Annotated in this window: 20 protein-coding genes; all 20 read right to left on the bottom strand. The window is 58.1% G+C overall.

Going from position 1 to position 20,432, the window contains the following annotated elements; all coding sequences use genetic code 11:
- Positions 1-110 precede the first annotated feature (110 nt).
- The 20 genes from J5441_03710 to J5441_03615 all read right to left on the bottom strand — a co-directional run bounded on the left by J5441_03710 (position 111) and on the right by J5441_03615 (position 20,430).
- On the bottom strand, positions 111-3,011 hold the full coding sequence (locus J5441_03710; GenBank protein ID MBO4934261.1) for a tyrosine-protein phosphatase: 2,901 nt from the start codon (positions 3,009-3,011) through the stop codon (positions 111-113).
- Between the two features lie 76 nt (positions 3,012-3,087).
- Positions 3,088-6,183, bottom strand: coding sequence for a tyrosine-protein phosphatase (locus J5441_03705; protein ID MBO4934260.1), 3,096 nt, complete (start codon positions 6,181-6,183; stop codon positions 3,088-3,090).
- A 559-nt stretch (positions 6,184-6,742) separates the two neighbouring features.
- A complete protein-coding gene (locus J5441_03700; protein MBO4934259.1) occupies positions 6,743-7,279 on the bottom strand; it encodes a DUF2284 domain-containing protein in 537 nt (178 codons plus the stop codon).
- Between the two features lie 5 nt (positions 7,280-7,284).
- Positions 7,285-9,471 (bottom strand): family 78 glycoside hydrolase catalytic domain, encoded by a 2,187-nt coding sequence (locus J5441_03695; protein ID MBO4934258.1) that lies wholly within the window; start codon positions 9,469-9,471, stop codon positions 7,285-7,287.
- Positions 9,472-9,508: 37 nt separating this feature from the next.
- Complete coding sequence (locus J5441_03690; protein MBO4934257.1) at positions 9,509-10,012, bottom strand: hypothetical protein; 504 nt, start codon at positions 10,010-10,012, stop codon at positions 9,509-9,511.
- Positions 10,013-10,055: 43 nt separating this feature from the next.
- Entirely contained in the window at positions 10,056-10,736 is a 681-nt protein-coding gene (locus J5441_03685) for a DNA alkylation repair protein (protein MBO4934256.1), read from the bottom strand.
- Between the two features lie 9 nt (positions 10,737-10,745).
- Positions 10,746-11,300, bottom strand: a complete 555-nt coding sequence (locus J5441_03680; GenBank protein MBO4934255.1) for a biotin transporter BioY — start codon at positions 11,298-11,300, stop codon at positions 10,746-10,748.
- A 111-nt stretch (positions 11,301-11,411) separates the two neighbouring features.
- Positions 11,412-12,671 carry an adenylosuccinate synthase gene (locus J5441_03675; protein MBO4934254.1) on the bottom strand — a complete coding sequence of 420 codons (1,260 nt, stop codon included), beginning with the start codon at positions 12,669-12,671 and terminating at the stop codon, positions 11,412-11,414.
- 153 nt (positions 12,672-12,824) lie between these two features.
- Positions 12,825-13,775 (bottom strand): hypothetical protein, encoded by a 951-nt coding sequence (locus tag J5441_03670; protein ID MBO4934253.1) that lies wholly within the window; start codon positions 13,773-13,775, stop codon positions 12,825-12,827.
- A gap of 16 nt (positions 13,776-13,791) precedes the next feature.
- Positions 13,792-14,445 carry a hypothetical protein gene (locus tag J5441_03665; GenBank protein ID MBO4934252.1) on the bottom strand — a complete coding sequence of 218 codons (654 nt, stop codon included), beginning with the start codon at positions 14,443-14,445 and terminating at the stop codon, positions 13,792-13,794.
- A gap of 22 nt (positions 14,446-14,467) precedes the next feature.
- Positions 14,468-15,355 carry a hypothetical protein gene (locus J5441_03660; protein ID MBO4934251.1) on the bottom strand — a complete coding sequence of 296 codons (888 nt, stop codon included), beginning with the start codon at positions 15,353-15,355 and terminating at the stop codon, positions 14,468-14,470.
- 63 nt (positions 15,356-15,418) lie between these two features.
- Complete coding sequence (locus J5441_03655) at positions 15,419-15,934, bottom strand: hypothetical protein (protein MBO4934250.1); 516 nt, start codon at positions 15,932-15,934, stop codon at positions 15,419-15,421.
- Positions 15,935-15,998: 64 nt separating this feature from the next.
- Entirely contained in the window at positions 15,999-16,391 is a 393-nt protein-coding gene (locus J5441_03650; GenBank protein MBO4934249.1) for an endonuclease domain-containing protein, read from the bottom strand.
- A 48-nt stretch (positions 16,392-16,439) separates the two neighbouring features.
- Positions 16,440-16,829 carry an MmcQ/YjbR family DNA-binding protein gene (locus J5441_03645; GenBank protein ID MBO4934248.1) on the bottom strand — a complete coding sequence of 130 codons (390 nt, stop codon included), beginning with the start codon at positions 16,827-16,829 and terminating at the stop codon, positions 16,440-16,442.
- The gene (locus J5441_03640; protein MBO4934247.1) at positions 16,826-17,872 is read right to left on the bottom strand and encodes a M42 family metallopeptidase; all 1,047 of its coding nucleotides are present in this window, start codon (positions 17,870-17,872) and stop codon (positions 16,826-16,828) included. The genes J5441_03645 and J5441_03640 overlap by 4 nt, the downstream gene beginning before the upstream one ends.
- Before the next feature lie 18 nt (positions 17,873-17,890).
- Positions 17,891-18,304 carry a nucleoside 2-deoxyribosyltransferase gene (locus J5441_03635; protein ID MBO4934246.1) on the bottom strand — a complete coding sequence of 138 codons (414 nt, stop codon included), beginning with the start codon at positions 18,302-18,304 and terminating at the stop codon, positions 17,891-17,893.
- Positions 18,301-18,870: a hypothetical protein gene (locus J5441_03630; GenBank protein ID MBO4934245.1), complete on the bottom strand. Its 570-nt coding sequence runs from the start codon at positions 18,868-18,870 to the stop codon at positions 18,301-18,303. The genes J5441_03635 and J5441_03630 overlap by 4 nt, the downstream gene beginning before the upstream one ends.
- A 71-nt stretch (positions 18,871-18,941) precedes the next feature.
- Positions 18,942-19,250: a hypothetical protein gene (locus J5441_03625; GenBank protein ID MBO4934244.1), complete on the bottom strand. Its 309-nt coding sequence runs from the start codon at positions 19,248-19,250 to the stop codon at positions 18,942-18,944.
- A 23-nt stretch (positions 19,251-19,273) separates the two neighbouring features.
- On the bottom strand, positions 19,274-19,564 hold the full coding sequence (locus J5441_03620; GenBank protein MBO4934243.1) for a DUF4298 domain-containing protein: 291 nt from the start codon (positions 19,562-19,564) through the stop codon (positions 19,274-19,276).
- A gap of 2 nt (positions 19,565-19,566) precedes the next feature.
- Positions 19,567-20,430 carry a PHP domain-containing protein gene (locus J5441_03615; GenBank protein MBO4934242.1) on the bottom strand — a complete coding sequence of 288 codons (864 nt, stop codon included), beginning with the start codon at positions 20,428-20,430 and terminating at the stop codon, positions 19,567-19,569.
- Positions 20,431-20,432: the final 2 nt, after the last annotated feature.

Genomic DNA, 20,432 nt, shown 5'->3' with positions numbered 1-20,432 from the left:
TACAGTCAAGCGGTAGTTTGAAACAAACACGACGCCTCCCGTGCGGGAGGCGTCGCGTTTTTCGTAATTATCGGGGGCTTCGCCCGTTGCGGCGGCTTTTAAGAAAAATCCTAAAGCGTGCCCGGATCGGCGAGCTTCGCGGCGACGCGGAGGATCATCAGAGCGTCGGCAACGGTAATCTCGCCATCGCGGTCGACGTCAGCGAGTCTGAACTGAGCCTCGTCGGCGAAGGCCGCGAGCTTCGCCGCGACGCGGAGCGCCATAAGCGCGTCGTTGACGCTTATTTCGCCGTCGCCGTCAATATCGCCGGGCATCGCGCCGCTGACTACGGTAACGGCAAAGCTGTCGGAGAAGCCTCCGGCGGATACGGTTACCGTATGCTCGCCGGGCGACGACACGAAGCCTTCGAGCGTATACGCGTCCGCGGCGAGCGTTTCGCTCGTGTCGTTATCGTAATACGCCGTGACCTCAAGTCCGGCGGGATCGAACTCCTCGCCCTCGACGTATTCCAGCTTCGCCGGCAGGGAGGTTATCTCTATACTTTTTATGCTCTTCGGAGTTATCTCGATGTCGTAGGTCGTGGTCGCTCCCATGTATTCCACAGTCAGCGTCTGCGGGCCGACAATCGTGTTGTCGAAGCCGCTGACCATGGATTTTTCCATCCAAATCTCCTCGGTGACGCCGACGTTGTAGCGGACGGTTATCTTGCCGCCCACAACAAGGAGTCTGCCCTTCCCCTCAAGGAAGGAAAGCCTGCGCGGAAGAGTCGTTACCTCGATGCTGTCCGCTTTGATGGGCGTGCCGTCCGCCGCTTCAAGCAGGTTTTTGCGTATCGCCGTTATCTCGTCCGCCTTGAGCCCTGCGGCGAGCAGATACTTCTCCGTAGATTCCTTGAGAGAATCCGCGGGATACGTCTCCATTATCCAGTTGAGCGTCTTTGTGGCCGCCTCGTCGGATCTTATCGTCATATTCTGCTCGCCTACGTATGACAGGAAGGTCATTTCGTATTCCTTCACTATATCGTAATACGAAACGCCGAGCATGCCGAGCAGGAGGAAGCCTACCGTGCCGGTACGGTCGCGGCCGTAGGCGCAATGGAAGCACGCCGGCAGATTCGCGGGGTTGGTAAATACGCGAAGCGCGGCGATCGTGCCCTGCGTGTACGAGCCCTTGAGGTTGCTTATGCTGTTGCCTCCGGTCGTGTAGTACATCGCCGTGCCGTCCGGGCCCGCGCGGAGCCAGGTCACGTCGTCGCCGAGCGGGGCGACGAGTCCTTCGCCGTCGGCGCGCAGGTCGATATCCGTCTTAAGACCGAGGTCGGCGACCGCGGTTCTGCCCGCGGAGGTTATGTGATCGAAGTGCGCGCTGCGGAACGCGACGTCGTATCTCACTCTCGCCAGACCGTCCTCGGTCAGCCATCCGCCGAGGTCGCGGCTGTTTGTGACTCCGTCGATATAGAATGTGCGGACGGTCTTCGCGGTATGGAATACGCCGGCGGCGAATTCGCCGCCGCCTTCTATCATCCAGTAGTAGTCCGTGTCGACGAGCAGATTCTGTATACTCAACTCGGTGCCGCGGGCGACGTACGATTTGGCGTTCGTGAAGTCGGGCGCGCCGGTCTCGGGATCGACCTCGTGAGTAAGGAGAATTGTGTAGCTCTTCCTTCCCGCGTTGCCTATCCACCGCAGAACGACCGGATCGCGCGCATACTGGTTGGTGTGCGTTCCCATGCCGAAGTAGATGCCGGAGTAGTCGTCCGACTTGCCGGGATAGTAGTCGTGAAGCAGCTCGTCTATCTGCCAGTTGCCGTTTGCGACGGTCTCGCCCTGCGTCGGATAGAGCGCCATGATCGCGTTGTCTCCCATCGCGAGGTAATCGTCGAGCATTTGTAAATCTTCGGGTGTGATTCTGCCGTCGCAGTTCATATCCGCGGCGTAGGCGGCCGCGCCTTCGGCGGCGCCTCCGAGAGTGCGGATAAGTTCAAGATCGTCGGCGTCAACGCCGCCGTCGAGGTCGACGTCGCCCTTCATGACGTTTGAGTAGTCGGGCGCGGGGTTGTTTATCTTCTTCACGGTCACGTTATCGTAGAGGTAGACGGTTCCCGCGTCGAGCGCCGCGAGGAAAAGCGCCACCTGCGTCGTCTTGCCGGAGTTGAACTCGAAGGAATGCTCCTCCCATCCGTCCGTCGCATTGCTGAAAACGCCGTTCGTGCCGTTTATCGCCTCGTAGACGTTCGTGCCTTTCTGCACGCGGATCTCGTGGCTGCCCGTACCGCTGACGCGCTTCGCCATCACGGTCACGCGGTAGTCGCTCATGGAGTCGACGCGGATATACTGCTTGACGAGACCGTCGACCCGCATAGCGTAGCTGCCGCTGTATCCGCCGGCGACAACGGAGGAGTTTCCGCTCGGCTGCCAGCCGTTCGGGATGCCGGCCTCAAAGTTTCCGTTGGTGAGATAGCCGGCCTTGTCCGAGGAGGTCAGCTTGCGGAGGTTTATATCGTCGTAAAGGCATACCGACGCCGCGTCTTCGATTTCTATGCGAACGCTGATCTGCGTATTGTCCCCGCTGTTGAAATCCCACATGAACCAGTACCAGTCCGGCGTTGCGTATCTGTGCCACGGGTTGGTATTATTCAGCGTTTCAAGCGTGCTGACGGCGAGTCCCTTCGCGTAAAGGTAATGCGCGCCGACGCCCGCTTCGCGTTTCACCCAGCCGGACAGCCGGTAGTCGGTGTTCGGCTCGACGGTCACGTCCTGATACGCCTTCGAGTACGCGGCTCCGGCTGCTCTGATGCAGTAGCCGCTGCCGTCGTGGCCGCCGGCGACGATAGAATAGGTGCCCGCCATATTCCACGCGCCCGCGCTTCCGAGCTCGAAATCGCCGTTGTAGATGAATCCGTCAAAGCTCGCCGTTTCCGCGGCGGCAGGCAGTACGCCGACGAAGGACAGCGCAAGCGCCAACGTAAGAATCAACGCCGTAAAACGTTTGACGAGTATCGTATTTTTCATATCGTTTGCTCCTTTCACTAAATCGCCGTCGGCGAAAGCATACGAGCCGGCAGACTGTCGGCTCGTAAAAGCGTTATTACAGAGTGTCGGCCAGCTTCGCGGCTACGCGCAGTATGCGCAGCGCGTCGGAAACCGTTATCGCGCCGTCGCCGTCCGCGTCGCCTATCGCGATTGCTTCCGGCGTTTCTTCCGTGAGCCTCGCGGCGATACGCAGTGCGACGAGCGCGTCGGAAACGGTTATTACTCCGTCGCCGTCCATGTCGCCGCGTATTACCGTCTCAACGACGGTAACCTCGAATTGCGCGGTGAAGCCTTCATAGGTAACGGTGAGCGTCTGCACGCCTGCGGCGTTTCTGTCGAATCCGCCGATCATATCTATGCTCATCTTAACCGTTTTTACGGTGCCGTCGCTGAAGGCGACGGAGAGCTCGCCTCCCGCGGGATCGAGCAGGTCGCCCGCGTAATACTCCGTCTTATCGGGTACGGACGCGATCTCGATTCCGGTAACGGCGGTTTCCTCGGGAACGGGCTCGAGCATATTCGCGCGGATCGCGGCGATCTCGCCGGCGGAAAGTCCCGCCGCAAGCACGTACGCTTCGATAGACTCCTGAAGCGTCCCGCCCTGCGCGTAGTTCGTCTGGATCCAGCTTATCGTTCTGTTGAGGAGCGAGACGTGCCCCTCGGCGCTGAGTCCGCCGCCGCCCCATTCGGAGAGGAAGGTCATCTCGTAATCCTTCTGTATATCGACTTTTGAAACGCCGAGAAGACCGAGCAGAAGCAGACCGAGCGTGCCGGTGCGGTCGCGGCCGTAGCTGCAGTGGAAATAGGCGGGGTAGTTCGCGGGATTCGCGTAGGCGCGAAGCGCGTTGATCGTGCCGTTGACGTGGTTGCTGCCGATGCGCTCGATGCTCGTCGAGTCGGTGCCGTTATACATCGCGCAGCCGTAGTATCCGGCGAGGTACCAGGTAACTCCGAGCTTTTTCAGCGGCTCGTTGACGCCCTCGTTGTTGCCGCGCAGGTCGACGTCGGTCTTTATGCCGAGGTCGATTATCGCCTGCTTGCCGGCTTCGGTGAAGTCGTCGAACTTCGCGCCGCGGTACGCGATGCCGTATTTCACGCGCTGAGTGCCGTCCGCGGTTTTCCAGCCGCCGATATCGCGGGTGTTGGAGACGCCCTCGATCCAGAGGGTGCGGACGGTATCGGCGGTGTGGAATGTACCGATATCGGAGCGCGCTCCGCCGACCTCGACCGCCCAGTAGTAGTCGGTGTTTACCATGAGATTCTGTACGGAAAGCGTCGGCTCGGAAACACCGTATGTCTTCGCGCCGGTCAGAGCTGGGTTATCCGCGAGCAGCACGGTATATTCCGCCGCTCCCGCCGCCGGCATCCAGCGCAGAACGACGTCGTCGCGCGCGTACTGGTCGGGGCGGCTGCCGATGCCGGAGTATTCGTCCGACTTGCCGGGTCTGTAATTCGTAAGCAGCTCATCTATCTGCCAGGAGGCGTTCGCGACGGTCTCGCCGCGGGTCGGGTAAAGCAGAACCGGCGCGGAGCCGTTATTCAGGTAAGCGCGGAGGAGCGAAACGTCGTCTTCGTTCACCCTGCCGTCGCAGTTCATGTCCGCGGCGTATTCGGCGGCGCCTTCAAGCTGCGTTCCGCCCTTCACGGCGCTTACCGCAAGGGCGAGGTCGGCTTCGTCAACGGCGGAATCGAGCGTAACGTCGCCTTTGAGCACGCCGCTGTAGTCAACGGCCCCGATCTTTTCGAGCGTTATATTGTCGTACAGAAAAACCGAGCCTGCCGCGTCGACGCTGAGGCAAACGGTCACTACGGCCGTTCTTCCGCTGTTGAATTCGATCGACTGTTCGTGCCACTTTCTGTCGGTAAACGTGATCTTGCCGTCGGTTCCGTTTATGTTTTCCAGAACGGCGTCACCCTTTTTGGCGAGGATGCTGTGAGCGCCTCTGCCGCTTATTCGCTTGATGCGAACGGTGAGACGGTAGTCGGTAAGTCCCTCAACTTTTACGTTCTGAGTTACGGCGGTGCCCGCGCTTCCGCCGACCTTCAGCGCATAGCCGCTGTTGTAGCCGCCGGTCACGACAGACGTGCCGTCGTTGAGATTCCAACCGCCTGCGCTGCCGGTCTCAAGGTCGCCGTTCGTAATGTATCCGTCAAAACTCGCGGTGCAGAGCTTTTCAAGCTTTATATCGTCGTAGAGGAAAACGGAGTTTGGGTCTTCAACGGTTATGTAAACTTTTATGTAAGAAAACGTGCCGCTGTTGAACTCCCAGACGTGCTCCACCCAATCGGTAGTCGTCTGGTTGAACCACTGCTTCGTGCCGTTAATCGCGGAGATGTTTCCGCCGTTCTGATCTTTTGCGTAAAGATAGTGCGCGCCGGTGCCGGAAACGCGCTTCACCCAGCCGGTGAGACGGTAGTCGGTATGCGGCTCGACCTCTACGTTCTGTGACGCCGAGCTCCATTGACCGCCTTCCATTCTGAAGGCGTAGTCGCTCCCGTCACGGCCGCCCGCGACGATTGCCGCAGGGCTTTTTATGCTCCACGGATTGTAGTCGCCGGTCTCAAAGTTGCCGTTGTAGATGTAACCGTCAAAGCTCGAGGGCAGGAGTTCTTTTATGGAAATATCGTCGTAAAGAAAGACCGAGTCGGGATCTTCTATAACCATATCAATGTTGATAGTGGTGAAGCTGCCGCTGTTGAATTCCCACTTGTGCATCACCCAGTCGGAGTCCATGTATGTAAAATACTGCCTCGTACCGTTGATCGCCGCTATCGGCTGATCGGTCGGGCCCTTCGCGTAGAGATAGTGCGCGCCGGTGCCGGAAACGCGCTTGACCCAGCCGGTAATACGGTAGTCGGTGTTCGGACTGACCGAAATCTGCTGTTTGACGTGAGTCCACGCAACGCCCGCGACCTTCAGCGCGTATGCGCTGCCGTCACGGCCGCCCGCGACGATTTCCGAGTTGCCTCCGAGCTGCCACGGGCTCGCCGTGCCGGTCTCGAAACCGGCGTTTACTATGACCGGCTCGTCAGGGCTTTCCGCGGATGCGGTAACTGCCGGCGGTATAACTCCGGCGCAGGAAACGAGAACAACCAGCGAAAGTATGATCGAAATCACACGGCTGACGGAAAACGATACGGTCTTTTTCATAACTGTTCCTCCCTCGCGTTGGCAACGCGAAAACAAAATGATGTTCGACGCGGATGAAACCGCAATTTAATACAATTATATTATAGCACCAAACGCGGACGCGGTCAACATATCAATTACCCCGTTTTTCCCCTTTTTTTCTTTGGTTTGAAAAAAGACGTAAAAAACACGCTTTTCGCATCTTCCGCGTATCCGCTTTTCAGAGGCTTTTCTACGGCCTTAAAGCGCCTTAAATCGGTGTATATGAACAATATTCATATGAATAACACTAATATCGATAATATTCATATAGTATACAATCCGCATAAACAAAGGTTTGTTTAAGTTTACAATTTTTACGCCTGAAAATCGGCATTTTTGCGTTTCAGAGCGCGATTTTTGCGTTTTCCGGCGCAAAAACGCTTCGTTCAGATCGCCTTTCGGCAAAAAACAAAATAAAAAACGCTCCTTGAGAAGCGTTTACAGAGTTTCTTTTTGATAATTTCCCCGTTTGGGACTTTTCTGTCGGCTCAGGGGAAGCGCAGACCGTTTTTCCGGTGTTTTTCGCGGGTTTTCGGCGTCAGAAAAAGAGCGCGCCGAAATACGTGACCGTGTTCGCGCCGTTAATATAGTTTATTCCCGCTTGCGCGGCGACTTCGCTTACCATAAAGCCGTAGCCCTCGAGCGAGGGATGCAGCGAATCGGGAAATCTGCACGGCGCGTCCGGATAGGTGCATTTTTCGCACTTTACGCACCCCTCGTTCGCCATAAGCAAACCTTCCGGAAGATCCGCTTTAACGCGCTGCCAGAGCCGCTCAGCAGCGGCGTGAAAATCCTTCGCGCCCGCCGTCATACCCTCGAAATCGAAGGAATCGTCGAGGTCGTATTTGCGCGAAAAAATCATCGCCGCGCCATACTTTTTCAGCCGTTCGGCGCATTCGGAAACGGTGCCGAACGCCGGCGGGCACGCCCAGGTCGCGCCGTAGCGGCGGCATACGTTGCTTTCGCACATTTTCCTGACTTCTTCGCTCGTTTTCAGCTCCGAAACGGGCACGAAACCGTATTGGAAAAAGCCGGTTTCATCGGCGGCGCGCGCCGCAAGCTCTATTTTATCCATCGCAGTTACTGTATTATTATGTTCCGTCCGCGTTTCAGATGCATAGACATTCCGCGGAACTCGAATTCGCCCTCGATATCCGTTTCCACAACGAAGCCGGCGTTGCCGTCCGTCTTCTCGAAGCTGACGGATACCACGCCTCGCGGCGTGTCGATATGACCCGACGCCTTGCTTACCTGCGGGATATCGACCGGCTTTACGACCAGTTTTTCCCAGCCGTGCGAGTCCTCCGGCTGACGAATTCCGAGGATATATCTGAACAAATACCTGTCGGACGAGCCGAACATCGGATGATCGAGCGAGCGCGCCATATCCCAGTGCTCGCAGAGAGTCGTCATACCGTGGTTTTTCCACCAGCCGAAGCTGCATTCCTTTTCGGAGGTCATCAGCATAAACGCCAGATCCTCCCTGCCGCGCTCGAAGAGCAGGCGCAGGGTTATATCCGTGCCGAAAATGCCGGTGTAAAGGCGCCGTTCCGCCTCGACGGATGCGACGAGGTTATCCCACGTGCGTTCGTCGCCGAGCCCGAGATCGACCGCATAGCAGTTGCCGAAAAGGGTGTTTTTCGCGAAATCTCCGGTCGCGGGATCGTAATAGTTTTTGACGATAACGTCGAGCAGAAAGCGTTTTTTCGCCTCGAAGGCGGGTATATCCTCTTCAAAGCCGAGCACCCGCGCCGCTTCTATCGCCCTGCAAAGCGAACGGACGTAGAAATACGCGGTGACGTAAGGCGGCGGGAGCGCGACGTTCATACGCTCGCCCCAGCCGATCGGGACCGCCCACTCGCCGAGCCAGCTCATACGGTCGTTTTCGTCAACGTACATAACGCCGTCCGCGCTGACGCTGTCGAGATACCCGAAGTACTTTTTCGCCTGCGGATACATCTCCTTCAGCGGCGCGATATCGCCGTATTGCCGCCAGAACTGATACGGCACCTCGATTATCGCGCAGCCCCAGCCGCCCGGGCCGCCGCCCGAAGGGATATACGGCGCCGTGTGCTGAACGTGGCCGCTTTTTCTGTCCTGACAATCGGAGATATCCTTCATCCACTTGCGGTAGAAGCTCTCGCAGTCGAGGATATTCATGACCGCCTCGCAGGTAAGCTCGCCGTCGCCGGTGTAGCCGCGGCGCTCCATATGCGGACAGTCGGACGGAATGCCGCCGTGCATATTATTGAGCTGCGTGCGGACGAAGGCGTCGTGATACCAGTTGAGCGTCTCGTTATCGCACTCGAAGGCGGCGGTCACGGCGACGTCGGTGTGTATCACCTCGACGCGAAGCACCTTCGCGCAGTCGCTTATCTCAAAGTAGCGGAAGCCCGACCACTTGAACATTTCGCTGTATTCGCGGACTCCGCGGCAGTCGTATTTCATCCACTGCCAGTGGTGATAATTTGCGTCGATCTCCCCCTCCGGCGTCACGCCTTCGCTGTGGCGGATGCCGACTCCGCAGGGGCCGTCGGTCGTGAAAACGACTCTGCCGGTGATGTTTTCGCCGACGTCGTAGGTTATATGCCCGTCGCGGCGGGAGATCTCCTTCGGTGTTATCGTTCTGATTATCCGGTCGGGCGGGCAGTCGGAGAAGTAATAGTCGGTATCCGGCACGTCGGTCAGCTTGACCGGCTTCCAGCCGGTGAAGGCGCATTCCGGCTCGGAAACGTCGGGGATATAATAAGCGTCGTCCTGTATCTCGCAGCAGTAGAGATTGCAGCTCAAAAGCGGCGACTGCGCCCAGACGGCGCTTTCGTCGGAGACAAGCTCGCTGCCGTCGGCGAAGACGACACGCCACGCGGCCTTCACTACGCCGTAGGGCTTTATCCACTCGTCCTCCTGCTTCTCCATATCGCCGTGGGCGTACCAGCCGGGGCCGAGATGCACGCAGAGCGCGTTTTTGCCTTCGACGAGATAGTCGCTGATGTCGTATTTTACCGGATATGTGCGGCTGCCGAGCTCTTCGCCGCCGTCCCTGACGCAAATCAGATCGGGGTTGTAGTGATAGCAGCTGTTTAGCGGCAGGAAAAATTCGTCGCCGACGCGGCGGCCGTTGATATAAAGATTCGCGTAGCCAAGACCGCAGAGCGTGATTTCGGCGCTTTTGCAGGGCGCCTCGAACTCCGCGCGGATATACGGCGAAATGCATCCTTCCTCGCAGGTCACCCATTTGGCGTTTCCGAATACCTCGTTGAACTTCATACTATTTTCTCTCCTCTCATCAGGCAAATCCTTCTATTCAAACACTATACACAAAAACGGGCTTGAGTTTTCCGTCTTCTTCAAAAACGTTATCCTCTTTTGCCGCGTTGACGAGTTCTATAAGCTCGACGGCGTTTTCTATGCGGTCAAACAGCCCGTAGTCATTCACTCCACACGAAAGATTGGATTGCAGACTTCGGAAAAACTCCCCGCCGTTATTCCCGAAAAAAACAGTATACAGCGGAGAAAGATACATCGAATCTCCGGATACGTCATAACCAAGGAAATTGCCGTTTACACCTTTGGGGAAATCGACCTTTTTCTCCCCGAAAACAATTATCCCAAGCTCTTTTATATGGTCTGTTATACTCAACAAAGCGAACAGATTATTTTCCGAAAAGGGTATATTCTCGCCATCGAATAAACTCAAATATTGTTTGATATCCTTTTTATTAAAGTATCTGAAAATATCTGCTCCCTCTGTTTCTATTCCGCCGTATACTCTTTTGGATGGTACTAAATCAATATATACCCTGTTCATTTCAGCGCCTCCTTCGAGCGTTATGGACAAATAACCAACAGTCTCACTTATTCTTTTTAAGACCGCGCAGGTATTCTTTTCGCTCATCGGTAAGTCGGCGGCTCTCGATCGCCTTCTGTATCGCCTTGTTGTGCGTCCAGACGTCCGGCAGACCGCGCTCGATGAAGGGCAGCGCCGCCTCGTATTGCTTCGCGAGCGCGGTGGCGAAATACCACGCCGCCATCATCTTCACGTAATATTCGCCGCTCTCCACGGAGGCGACGAGCGCGGGATACTCCGGCTTGAACGCGGCGTCGAGAAAGAACGCCATAAGCATCCGTATGCCGAAGCGCACGGTATAGGTCTCGCTGGAGGCGATCCACCCGCGCGAAAGCGCCTCGAGCCGCGGCAGATCCTTTTTCAGCGCGGGCGGCGTAACGCAGTCGCAAACCGCCCAGTTATCGATATACGGCAGGAAGCGTTCCAGCTCCGCGGCGCATTCGTCAAAGCCGCGCACGCGCTCGACGATGAAGCCGTGGAGCAGGTTTTCCTCGTGATACTTATGCGGCAGAACGGCGAGGAACTCCCGCGCCTCCGGCGTTCCGGCAAGCTCGCGGGCGAGCGCGCGTATCTTCGGCACGCGCACGCCGAGGAAGCGTTCGCGCGGGATATTCGGAGTCAGCTTCGCGCTGAAATCGGCGTATTCCGGCTCGGCAAGAGCCGCGAGGCGTTCGGTAACGTTCATTCGTTTCTCCTACAAATCGACGCGCTTTTTCACGATCTGCGCGAGCTTGTACGCGCCGAGGATCTTGAGCACGTCGGGGATTATATACGGCAGCACGCAGAGCGTCAGCGCCGTCCAGACGCCGATGCCGCCGACGTTCCTCGTATAAACGTATACGAACCAGCCGGTGCCGAAGGCGTAGCAGAGCAACAGCGAAGCGAACGCCGCGGCGAGCGTTTTCAGCGCCGTCGGTTTCTTTATCAGCACGGCCTCCGCCAGCCAGCAGAAGAGCGCGGAGAGCAGGAAGCCCCAGATATAGCCGCCGGTCGGCCCGAGCAGCGCTGGCAGCCCCGGCTTGAAGCCGGAGAAAACCGGAACTCCGACGAGCCCGAGCGCGATATAGAGCGCCACGGAGAGAGTGCCTTTCAGCCCTCCGAGCGTGAAGATCGCCGCGTAAACGCCGAATATCTGCAGCGTGAACGGCACCGACGGGATCGGCACCGTTATCCACGAGCATACGGTTATAAGCACCGCCGCGAGCGCGATCTCCACCGCGCCTCTGATTCTTCTGTCGGTAATGGCCATCTGTTTTTCGCTCCGTTTTGCATCGGTTTCCTGACTTTTATGATACCACCGGCGGCCGGATATGTCAAGACGGCAGGGCGCTCCCTGCCGTCTTATTTGCGTTTTTTCGCGTTATTTTCTCAGATACTCATCTCTTCCCGCTCCCACCGAAACGTAGCCGATACGGCAATTTACGGCGTCCTCGAGGTATTCGACGTAACGCCGCGCCGCCGCGGGCAGCTCGGAGTAGCTGCGGCAGCCGGAAACGTCGCCGAAGCCGTCGACGTATTCGACCACGGGCTTCGCGCGGTCGAGCCGCGCTCCGCTGGGGAATTCGCGGGTGCGTTCGCCGTCGATCTCGTAGGCGACGCAGACGGGGATCTTATCCATATACGAGAGCACGTCGAGCTTCGTCAGCGCGAGCTCGTCCGCGCCCTGCATCTTCACGCCGTAGCGCGAGGCGGGCACGTCGAAGGGGCCTACCCTGCGCGGACGTCCGGTCGCGGCGCCGTATTCGCCGCCGGCGGCGCGGAGCTTCTCCGCCTCCTCGCCGAACATCTCGGCGGTGAAGGGGCCTTCGCCCACGCAGGTGGAATACGCCTTCATTATGCCGATGACGTTATCCAGCTTCATGCCCGGCACGCCGGCGCCGATGGGCGCGTAGGCGGCGAGGGTGGTGGAGGACGAGGTGTAGGGATATATGCCGAACTCAACGTCGCGCAGGGCGCCGAGCTGCGCCTCGAACATCACGTTTTTGCCTTCCGCGACCACGCCGGTCAGGAAGGCGGTGACGTCGTTCACGAACGGCTTGACCGCTTCGCCGTAGACGCGCAGCCACTGCGCTATCTCTGCGGCGTCGATCTTCTTTCCGTAGCCGGCGAAGGTTATGTTTTTCCACTCCACGAGGTCGGCGAGTTTCGATTCGAGCCCGTCGTCGAAAAGGTCCTCCATGCGCAGGTCCTTTTTCATATACTTATCGGCGTAGACGGGGCCGATGCCGCGGCGGGTGGAGCCGTATTTCTTATCCGCGAGGCGGTCTTCCTCCATTATGTCCTGCATCTTGTGATAAGGCAGGCAGATGATCGCCTTGCTGCTTATTTTCAGGTTGGCGGGGGTGACGCTCACTCCCTTTTCCGCGAGGGAGGCGATCTCGCCGTGCAGATGCTCGAGGTCTATCACCATTCCGTTGCCCATCACGTTGACGGTGGTCTCGCGGAGGATGCCGGAAGGAAGCAGATTCAGCACGAATTTGCCCCGTTCGTTGACCACGGTGTGCCCCGCGTTGTTGCCGCCCTGATAGCGGCATATGACGTCGTAATCCGACGAGAGCAGGTCGACCATGCGCCCCTTCCCCTCGTCGCCCCAGTTGATGCCCACGACTGCTGTCAGCATAGCGTTTTACCCCTTTCCGAAATCGCCTTGAAAGAAAAAACAAACAACGAAAAATATTATCACTTTCACGCTTTAATGTCAAGAAATAAATAATGAAAAATATATGAAAAACAACGCCCTGCGGCGTTGTTTTATTCCTTTTATCCTATCGGCTCATTTACGGTGCTGCTCTTTGGTTATATCTTCCCACAGAAACGGAATATGCTTATGCGCTCCGAGAACGGGGCACGGCTCGAACTTCATCGGTTTGTTCCCGTTCTGCGACATCACATAGCCGCTCATATTCTCCGACGCATACTCGGTTATGCATCCTTCGGCGTTTCTGGAAAAGGTGTATTTGTTTTTCTTCAACAACTTGCTTCGGACACTGTAAGAATCAACGTATGCGGTTTTAAGCATTTCACCATCATATTCAAATGATTCGACGTTGATTTCTACACAGCGGTCATCAAAGAAAGTCAGCGCAAATTCGTATCTATTGAGCTTGCCGTTCTCATAACGGCATTCCGTTATGCCTTCAAGATCTTTGTCAAAGGCGTTGAATATAAACGAAAACGTCCTTTCCGGCTCTCGGTGAAAGAGCTCGATGCTGTATATGCCGTCCAGATCGGCAGCGTATTTCTTGACACAGATCAGATATCCGTCTTTGTCAAAAACATACTCATAATCGTACTGCCCGGGCTTTGGGGTACGTTTATACAATCTGCCTCTGCCGCTACCTGTGACGTACATATCCGCTGCACTCGGAGAATAGTAGCCGCGGTGTATGCACTCGCCGCCCTTTGAATACTCGCTCCGGTAAGCCGCAGCTTCCGCGGCTTTTCGCATATCTTCAAACGAGCTTTCATACTGCCGTTTCAGCTCAAAAAATTTTCGATCCAGCTCATCATACGGCTCGCAGTCTTTGAGATTTTTCTCGGATTCACAATACGCCGTTTGCTCCTTGAATATCGGATGATTATGTAAGATGTCGTCCTGCGCTACTTTCAGCGCCTTATCGAACAGTTCCGCCGCCAACTTTTCGTATCCCTCGTCACCAAGAGCTTCGCGGAGGATCATCTCTTGTTCTGTCAACTCGGCGGGATCGTCGTGCGATTCTTTCATATCCATTCTCCTTTTGTCAGTTCTTCGGCTCGTCTTTCAAAACGGCGAGCAGGAAGGTCCATATCAGCAGGATATAGCACACCGTCTTCGGCAGCATCAGCATACCGAGGATCGGCAGCAGTCCCGCGGCGACCGCGACGGGCAAATAGAATACAAACGACAGCGTCACGTAAAGCCAGACGAAACGGAAGCGTTTCAGCTCTCCGCGCCTGCGGAAATACAAAACGACGATCAGCGCGCCGAGCGCCGCGAAGGGCAGGTTGCGCAGCACGCCCCAGAGCACGCCGCTTTCATTCGTCAGCCAGCCGTTCTGCGGGAAGGCGCAGAGCGCGAAGCGCAGCGCGGCGAGCGCGTAGACCGCGGCGGCCAAGCCCTTCGTCTCCTTCGCGCCGTAAAGTCCGCGCCATATGTGATACATAAGCACGTAAAAGACCGTCATCGTCAGCGACGTGACGAGCTTGCCGACGCCGAGCCAAAGGGTGAAGTCCGCTTCGCAAAAATAATTGAGCACGCGCGGCACGAGATGGAACGCGTCCCCGACGCCGAGGATAAGCGCGGCAAAGCCCATCAGCTTTTCGGTTTTGCCGCGCGCTTTCGCAAGCATGACGCATCCGGCAATTATCGCGAAAAGCAGATAGAGTATATCGAACGTCGATTCACCGTATTTCATACTGCTCCTTTCAAGCGAATGACTATTTCCCTTTGCGTTTCTTTATCGCAACGGGGATCGCGACGGACGCTGCGCCCGCGGCGGCCGCGCCGACCGCGATAAGTATGATCGGCAGGACGCCGTTCGGCTTGTTCCCGGCGGGCTCGCTGCCCTGCGGAGCTTCCGCGCCGGAGGACGGCTCGTCCGCGAATATCTCACCGGGGTCGCCGACGGCGTAGACGTAGCCGCCGAGCGAGGTATCGGTAAAGGTGAGGTAGTCGCCGTAAGCGTCGTGCTCGAGGCGGGTGTCGCCGGCGAAGTCAACGTCGCCGTTTTTGACGCGGTAAAGCCGCGCGTCCGCAGGCACGCTGCCCGCGGGGAGCTGAAGCAGCGTCTCGCACGGGAACGGCAGTTCGGCGCCGGCACCGAACTCAAAGTCCACGCGGTATTTTTCCGCCGGCTCTACGCTCTTGCGCAGGTAGCGGAAGCCGTTTGCCGCCGCGTCAAGTTTTTCGCGCAGGGCGGCGAAGTCCGCTTCGGTCATATTATGCAGCGCTTCGAGTTCATCTGGAGAAAGCCAGCTTTTCATAAAGCGCACGGTCATCAGATAGGTTCCGTCCACGCGGCGCGAGAAGATGAACATCTCGTCGATCTCCTGCTTGGCGGCGTCATTGACAAGCTGGGCGTCGGGCGGGATCACGACCTCGAGGCCGGTGTTTTCGGGCGGGTTCTCCGGCGGGTTGCCGGGGTCGTCGCCGGGGTTATCCGTCCCGCCGTTGTCTCCGTTGCCGCCTCCGTTGCCTCCGTTACCTCCGTTGCCGGAGCCGCCGGAGTTTCCTCCGTTTCCGCTCCCCGAGCCGCCTCCGTTTACAGTGCCGCCGCCGAGGACTTTGTAGAACTCCGTCCTCGTGCTCGCGCCGTATTTCGCCATCGCCTGATACGGCGTTACGCCCGTGCCGAAGCGCGAGGCGTTGTAGGTGTAGTATTCGTGGCGTCACCACGCGCCGGCGTCAAGCTTTGCGCCGTCCGGCGGGTAGACGCCGTGCCCGATCTCGATCTTCTGCCCCTGCGAATCGACTGTGTACCAGCCGGTGCCGTAGCAGACGGTGCATTTGCCGGGCTGACCCATCTCGTTGCACTTGCACTTGAACTTCTTCTCGCCCCAGCACGCGTCGCAGAGGTATTTGCCCGTGCCGTTGCAGTTCCAGCAGACGCTGCTGTCAGGCAGGTAGCCGCTGCCGTCGCAGCCGATGGGGGTGCCGTCGCCGGCGTGGTTCGTGCCGCATTTTCTCATACCGTCCGCGTCGCAGAAATCACAGCGAAGCCAGCCGTCTCCCGTGCCCTCCGGCGTATTCTTGGGGTCGCAGAGCCCGCATTTGCCGCTGCCGTCGCAGATAACGCAAACGGCGTAGACCGTGGCGGCGTGAGTATGCACGGCGAAAAACGGCGCTATGACAAGCGCCGGAAGCAGCAGCGCCGCGGTCAGTATAAAAGCAATGGTTTTTCTCATACGTCCCTCCCCGGTTGTTTCTTTATCTTCGGCGCGGTGAGCGCGAAGCTCGCGCCGATCCGTTTCAAGCCTTCCCCTTGAGGGGAAGGTGCCCCGAAGGGGCGGATGAGGTGTCAATGTGATTCAATATATCCTCACATACCCCTCTGAAATTCTTTTTCACATCGAGATTAGTGTATCTTAAAACAGTCAATCCCAGACTACTCAAAAACTTGTCTCTCGCCTTATCGCCTGCTATGCCGGCTTCCGCATAATGCTGCGAACCGTCGAGCTCTATCACCAGTTTTGCATCCGCACAATAGAAATCCACAATATACCTGCCTATTACCTTTTGTCTGTTTACGGTAACGGACAGGGTTTTAAGGAAGTCATACCAAAGATGGCGCTCTTCCTTTGTCATATTCTTTCTCAAACTTTGCGCATTTGGTTTCAGATCCGGATTTCGTGTTTCGTTCATTTTACACCTCATCCGTCTTGCCGCCTGCGGCGGCAATCCACCTTCCCCTCAAGGGGAAGGCTTTTCGCACTTCGTCTTTATCTTCGGCGCGGTGAGCGCGAAGCTCGCGCCGAGGAGCATTTTCACCGTTTCCGCGTCGGCGGAGCCGTCGAGCGCGACGGTTATCCAGTGCGTCTTGTTCATATGATACGCGGGAAAAACGCCGGTCTGCTTCGTCACAGAGCCGACGAGCAGCGGATCGCATTTCAGGTTGACGACGTCGATATCGCCCCCGCCCGCGAGCTTCAGCTTCGCACGCGGGATCGTCATTATCAGCGCGAACCACTTTTTGCTCCCGCCGTGGCGGAAGACGTGATTATCGGGATAATCCATCCACGGCGCGTCGGGCGACGCGCCGTACTGCTCCGATATGTATTCCGTCAGTTCGGCTCTTGTCATCGTTTCAGCAGGTACGCGGCGAGCAGGTCGTAAGTCGCCTTCAGCCCGTCGACGTGGGTACGCTCGTAGCCGTGGCTGTTGGCGGTGCCGAAGCCGATGGCGGCGTGGCGGATATCGTGGCCGGCGACGAGACTGACGTCGCAGTCGGTGCCGTAATGCGGGGTGAAGATATCCATCACGAAGTCTACGCCCGCTTCGATCGCGGTCTGCCGCAGTTCGTTCGTCATTCCCCAGTGGTACGGGAAGCGCGAATCCTTCGCGAAGATCGTTACCTTGTGCTCGTCCGAGGTCTGATCGGGACCGGTAGGCGCGATGTCGACGGCGAGCATATCGCAGACGCCGTCCGGCAGCCAGGAGGTGCCGTGGCCGATCTCTTCGTAGGCGGCGAAGTAGAAATACGTCTTGCGCGGGAGCGCGGCGCCGCATTCCTTCAGCGCCTTCAGCGCGGTCAGCAGGATAGCGACGGCGGCCTTGTCGTCGATGAAGCGCGACTTGATATATCCGCCGGAAAGCTCGAGGCGCGGCTCGAGCGCGATCATATCGCCGGTGGCTACGCCGAGCGCCGCGACGTCTTCGGCGTTTTTCACGTCGCAGTCGAGCACGACGCAGACGTTTTTGCGGAAGTCCGGCGGCGTGTCGCGCAGCTCCTCCTCGGTAACGTGGACGGAGTTCGGCGTGCGGCATACCGCGCCGGTGAAGACCTTGCCGTCGCGCGTGTGGACGCGGACGTTCTCGGTCATGCAGTAGAAGGGATAGAGACCGCCGACGGGGCATACGTTCAGCGTGCCGTCGGGGTTGACCTTGCGCACCATCAGGCCTATGTCGTCGAAGTGCGCGGCGACCGCGAGGGCTTCGCCTTCGCCGCCGAGGTCGGCTACCACGCCTCCCTTGCGGGTGACATGATAGGCGTATCCGAGTCCGTCGAGCGCAGAGCAGATAAGGGACTGTATTTCTTCATACTGTCCGGTGGTGCTGTCGACGGCGAGCAGCTTTTTGAAGGTTTCGAGGCAGTAGTCCGCGTCAAAGGCGGGTAGCTTTGTCATAAGATTACTTCCCTTCGGTTATTTCAGTATCCCGTCGAGGATCGGGTATATCTCGTCCTCGTTCGTATACGGGTGGATGACGAAGTAGGGATCGCCGGTAAGCATCGCGGAAAGCTGCGTCTTGCCGCGGTCGTAGAAGACGTGGCAGGGCTTGCCGAGCTTTTCCGCGTAGGCGAGCTCGTAGCCGACGCCGAGCGACGGGCAGGTGCATTCCGCGACGAGCAGGTCGCATTCGCGCAGCCAGGCGGTGTCCTGGTCGTATATCGTGGCTTCCGCGGATGCGGAACCCTCGAGCACGCTCAAAGAAAGGTCGCCGACGTGCTCGGTAAGCACGGTATCGGTACGGTTTATGTACGCGATGATGCGGCGGTAAAGCTCCGCGTCGACGCGCCCGCCGCGTATCGAGCCGGCGAAGTAGATTTTTTTGTTCATACGATCTCCTCCGCTTCCTCGTTCAGATCGAGCGCAGGCAGGACCGCGCCGTCGACTTCGATCATCAGGTTTGAAAAGAAAGCTGCAGCCGTTTCGACGTCGGACGTCTTCACGGTCAGGCATCTCTCATCGGTAAGCTTTGCGCATATTTCGGTTTCTTCCGCATTATAGACCGCGATCACCGTTTTCGAAAGCTTCCCGACGGTAAGCTTTTCCGGCGCCTTGCTCTTCATGAAACCTACAAGCGCGTCGAAGCCGTTTTCGTAATCAAGCCCTTCTATCCTGACGTCGACCGTCTTTCCGTCTACCGTCGTAAAGACGCAGGAGTCATAGTCGCCGGGCGCGGCCGAATAGGCGGCGCCGGACCTGACACGAAGTTCCACCGGCGGCTCGGTGCCCGAAATCCACCTCACTTCCGCCTTCTCCCATTCGCCGGGCTCGGACGAGGATACGTCCGGCTCCGACGACGGGGCGGACGGCGCTTTCGCGCCGCAGGCGCAGCAGCACACGGCGAGCGCGGCGATGAGCAGCGCGGCCGATATCTTTTTCAGCGTTTCTGTTTTCATGCTTTCTCCTCCGGCGGTTGACCGCGGTTATCGCAAAGCGCGGCGAAACGCGTATCACTTCGTTTATTATCTCACTTCTGTTTTTTGAACGCCTTGAATCTGGCGATGGCTTCGTTCAGCACGGGCGCGAGCTTCGGCTCGATCTTCGTCATCGCGCCGGCGGAAAAGATAACGCCGTTCAGCTCGCGTTTGGTCAGCTCCTTGTCAGGAGTTTTGACCGCGTTCAGCAGCGTTTTCGCTACGTCGCCGTACTTTACGCCGTACTCACCGTTAGCTACTTTCGGAGCGACGGTAGTGGTCACGAATTCAAGCGCGCCGACGGAAAAAAGATCCGATACCTTCGGCAGCGCGATCTCTTTGGAACGTCCGAAAAGTCCCATAATCATACCTCTTTCTGTTGATATCAGTCTTTATTCAGAGCACGCAGACGTGCGGCTCTGTCGAGAAGATCGTAAACGCCGTCCTCGGAGAGCACTCCGCGCTTCAGCTCCGGCGGGAGCCTGCCCTCCTCGTCGGCGGCGAAGTCCTTTTTCCACTCCGGACCGGTGTAATACGCCTCAAGCTCCGCGAGCTCCGGAGCGAGCGCCTCGAGCGCTTCGAGCGCGGACTCCGCCTCGCAGACGCTTCGCGAGAGCTTGTCGTATATCTCTTCGTACCGCTCGATGCGGAGTATCCGTTTGCTTTTGCGTTCCATGCTCACGCCTCGATACCGCATCTGGCAAGGAATCGGGTCAGCCCCTCCGGCGTTTCGTCTGCGAGATCGAGCCCCGTATCGCCGAGCGGCACCATCTTGTTCGTCCCGTGGTAGTCGCTGCCGGCGGTGACGTACAGTTCGAACTGCCCGGCGAACGCGAGCATGTCGCGGGTTATCCTCGGCGTGAAGCCGGAATAGAAGCACTCGACGCCCTCGAGCCCGAAGCCGGTAAGTTTTTTCAGCCGCTCCTCCATCTCGTCGCCGAGGATGAGCTGGTCGCCGTCGCCGTAGGTCGGGTGCGCCAGCACGGGGACGCCGCCGCCCGCAAGTATGCGCTCTATCGCGTATTCCGGGCGGATATACTCGCTTCTGAAGCGCTTGCGGTTGATGAACTCGTCTATCGCCTGCTTTTTGTCGTCGGCGTAGCCGAGCTTCACCATGAGGTTGGCGATGTGCGGCTTGCCGGGGTTGTCCAGCGCGAGCAGCGCGCGGACTTCGTCCTCCGGGAAGGTGAAGCCGAACTCGGTTTCGAGAAACTCCAGCCGCGCGCGGACCTTCTTCATACGGTTGTTGTGGCCGGTTTCCGTCAGCTCGCGGATCGGCGCGGAATCCGGGTCGAAGCCGTAGCCGAGGACGTGATACTTCCCGTCCTCGTCACGCGTTGAGAACTCCGCGCCGGTGACGTAGGTCAGCCCTTCGCCCAGCAGCGCAGGTATAATTCCGCACGCCTTGACCGCGTCGTGATCCGTGACCGAGAATACGTTTATCCCCGCTTCGCGGACGCGCGCGACGATCTCCTCCGGCGTGTCGGTGCCGTCGGAGACCGTTGTGTGCATATGCAGGTCGATTTTTAAAGAAATGCTCATTT

Source organism: Clostridia bacterium, assembly GCA_017620395.1.
GTDB lineage: Bacteria > Bacillota > Clostridia > Oscillospirales > RGIG8002 > RGIG8002.
The sequence above is the reverse complement of the archived record's forward strand: the minus strand, read 5'-3'. Positions and strand labels throughout refer to the sequence as shown.

What these genes read in the sequence shown, in the direction of transcription:
- J5441_03710 (MBO4934261.1), bottom strand. Translation starts at nt 3,011, where the DNA reads ATGAAAAATACGATACTCGTCAAACGTTTTACGGCGTTGATTCTTACG.
- J5441_03705 (MBO4934260.1), bottom strand. Translation starts at nt 6,183, where the DNA reads ATGAAAAAGACCGTATCGTTTTCCGTCAGCCGTGTGATTTCGATCATA.
- J5441_03700 (MBO4934259.1), bottom strand. Translation starts at nt 7,279, where the DNA reads ATGGATAAAATAGAGCTTGCGGCGCGCGCCGCCGATGAAACCGGCTTT.
- J5441_03695 (MBO4934258.1), bottom strand. Translation starts at nt 9,471, where the DNA reads ATGAAGTTCAACGAGGTATTCGGAAACGCCAAATGGGTGACCTGCGAG.
- J5441_03690 (MBO4934257.1), bottom strand. Translation starts at nt 10,012, where the DNA reads ATGAACAGGGTATATATTGATTTAGTACCATCCAAAAGAGTATACGGC.
- J5441_03685 (MBO4934256.1), bottom strand. Translation starts at nt 10,736, where the DNA reads ATGAACGTTACCGAACGCCTCGCGGCTCTTGCCGAGCCGGAATACGCC.
- J5441_03680 (MBO4934255.1), bottom strand. Translation starts at nt 11,300, where the DNA reads ATGGCCATTACCGACAGAAGAATCAGAGGCGCGGTGGAGATCGCGCTC.
- J5441_03675 (MBO4934254.1), bottom strand. Translation starts at nt 12,671, where the DNA reads ATGCTGACAGCAGTCGTGGGCATCAACTGGGGCGACGAGGGGAAGGGG.
- J5441_03670 (MBO4934253.1), bottom strand. Translation starts at nt 13,775, where the DNA reads ATGAAAGAATCGCACGACGATCCCGCCGAGTTGACAGAACAAGAGATG.
- J5441_03665 (MBO4934252.1), bottom strand. Translation starts at nt 14,445, where the DNA reads ATGAAATACGGTGAATCGACGTTCGATATACTCTATCTGCTTTTCGCG.
- J5441_03660 (MBO4934251.1), bottom strand. Translation starts at nt 15,355, where the DNA reads ATGGCGAAATACGGCGCGAGCACGAGGACGGAGTTCTACAAAGTCCTC.
- J5441_03655 (MBO4934250.1), bottom strand. Translation starts at nt 15,934, where the DNA reads ATGAGAAAAACCATTGCTTTTATACTGACCGCGGCGCTGCTGCTTCCG.
- J5441_03650 (MBO4934249.1), bottom strand. Translation starts at nt 16,391, where the DNA reads ATGAACGAAACACGAAATCCGGATCTGAAACCAAATGCGCAAAGTTTG.
- J5441_03645 (MBO4934248.1), bottom strand. Translation starts at nt 16,829, where the DNA reads ATGACAAGAGCCGAACTGACGGAATACATATCGGAGCAGTACGGCGCG.
- J5441_03640 (MBO4934247.1), bottom strand. Translation starts at nt 17,872, where the DNA reads ATGACAAAGCTACCCGCCTTTGACGCGGACTACTGCCTCGAAACCTTC.
- J5441_03635 (MBO4934246.1), bottom strand. Translation starts at nt 18,304, where the DNA reads ATGAACAAAAAAATCTACTTCGCCGGCTCGATACGCGGCGGGCGCGTC.
- J5441_03630 (MBO4934245.1), bottom strand. Translation starts at nt 18,870, where the DNA reads ATGAAAACAGAAACGCTGAAAAAGATATCGGCCGCGCTGCTCATCGCC.
- J5441_03625 (MBO4934244.1), bottom strand. Translation starts at nt 19,250, where the DNA reads ATGGGACTTTTCGGACGTTCCAAAGAGATCGCGCTGCCGAAGGTATCG.
- J5441_03620 (MBO4934243.1), bottom strand. Translation starts at nt 19,564, where the DNA reads ATGGAACGCAAAAGCAAACGGATACTCCGCATCGAGCGGTACGAAGAG.
- J5441_03615 (MBO4934242.1), bottom strand. Translation starts at nt 20,430, where the DNA reads ATGAGCATTTCTTTAAAAATCGACCTGCATATGCACACAACGGTCTCC.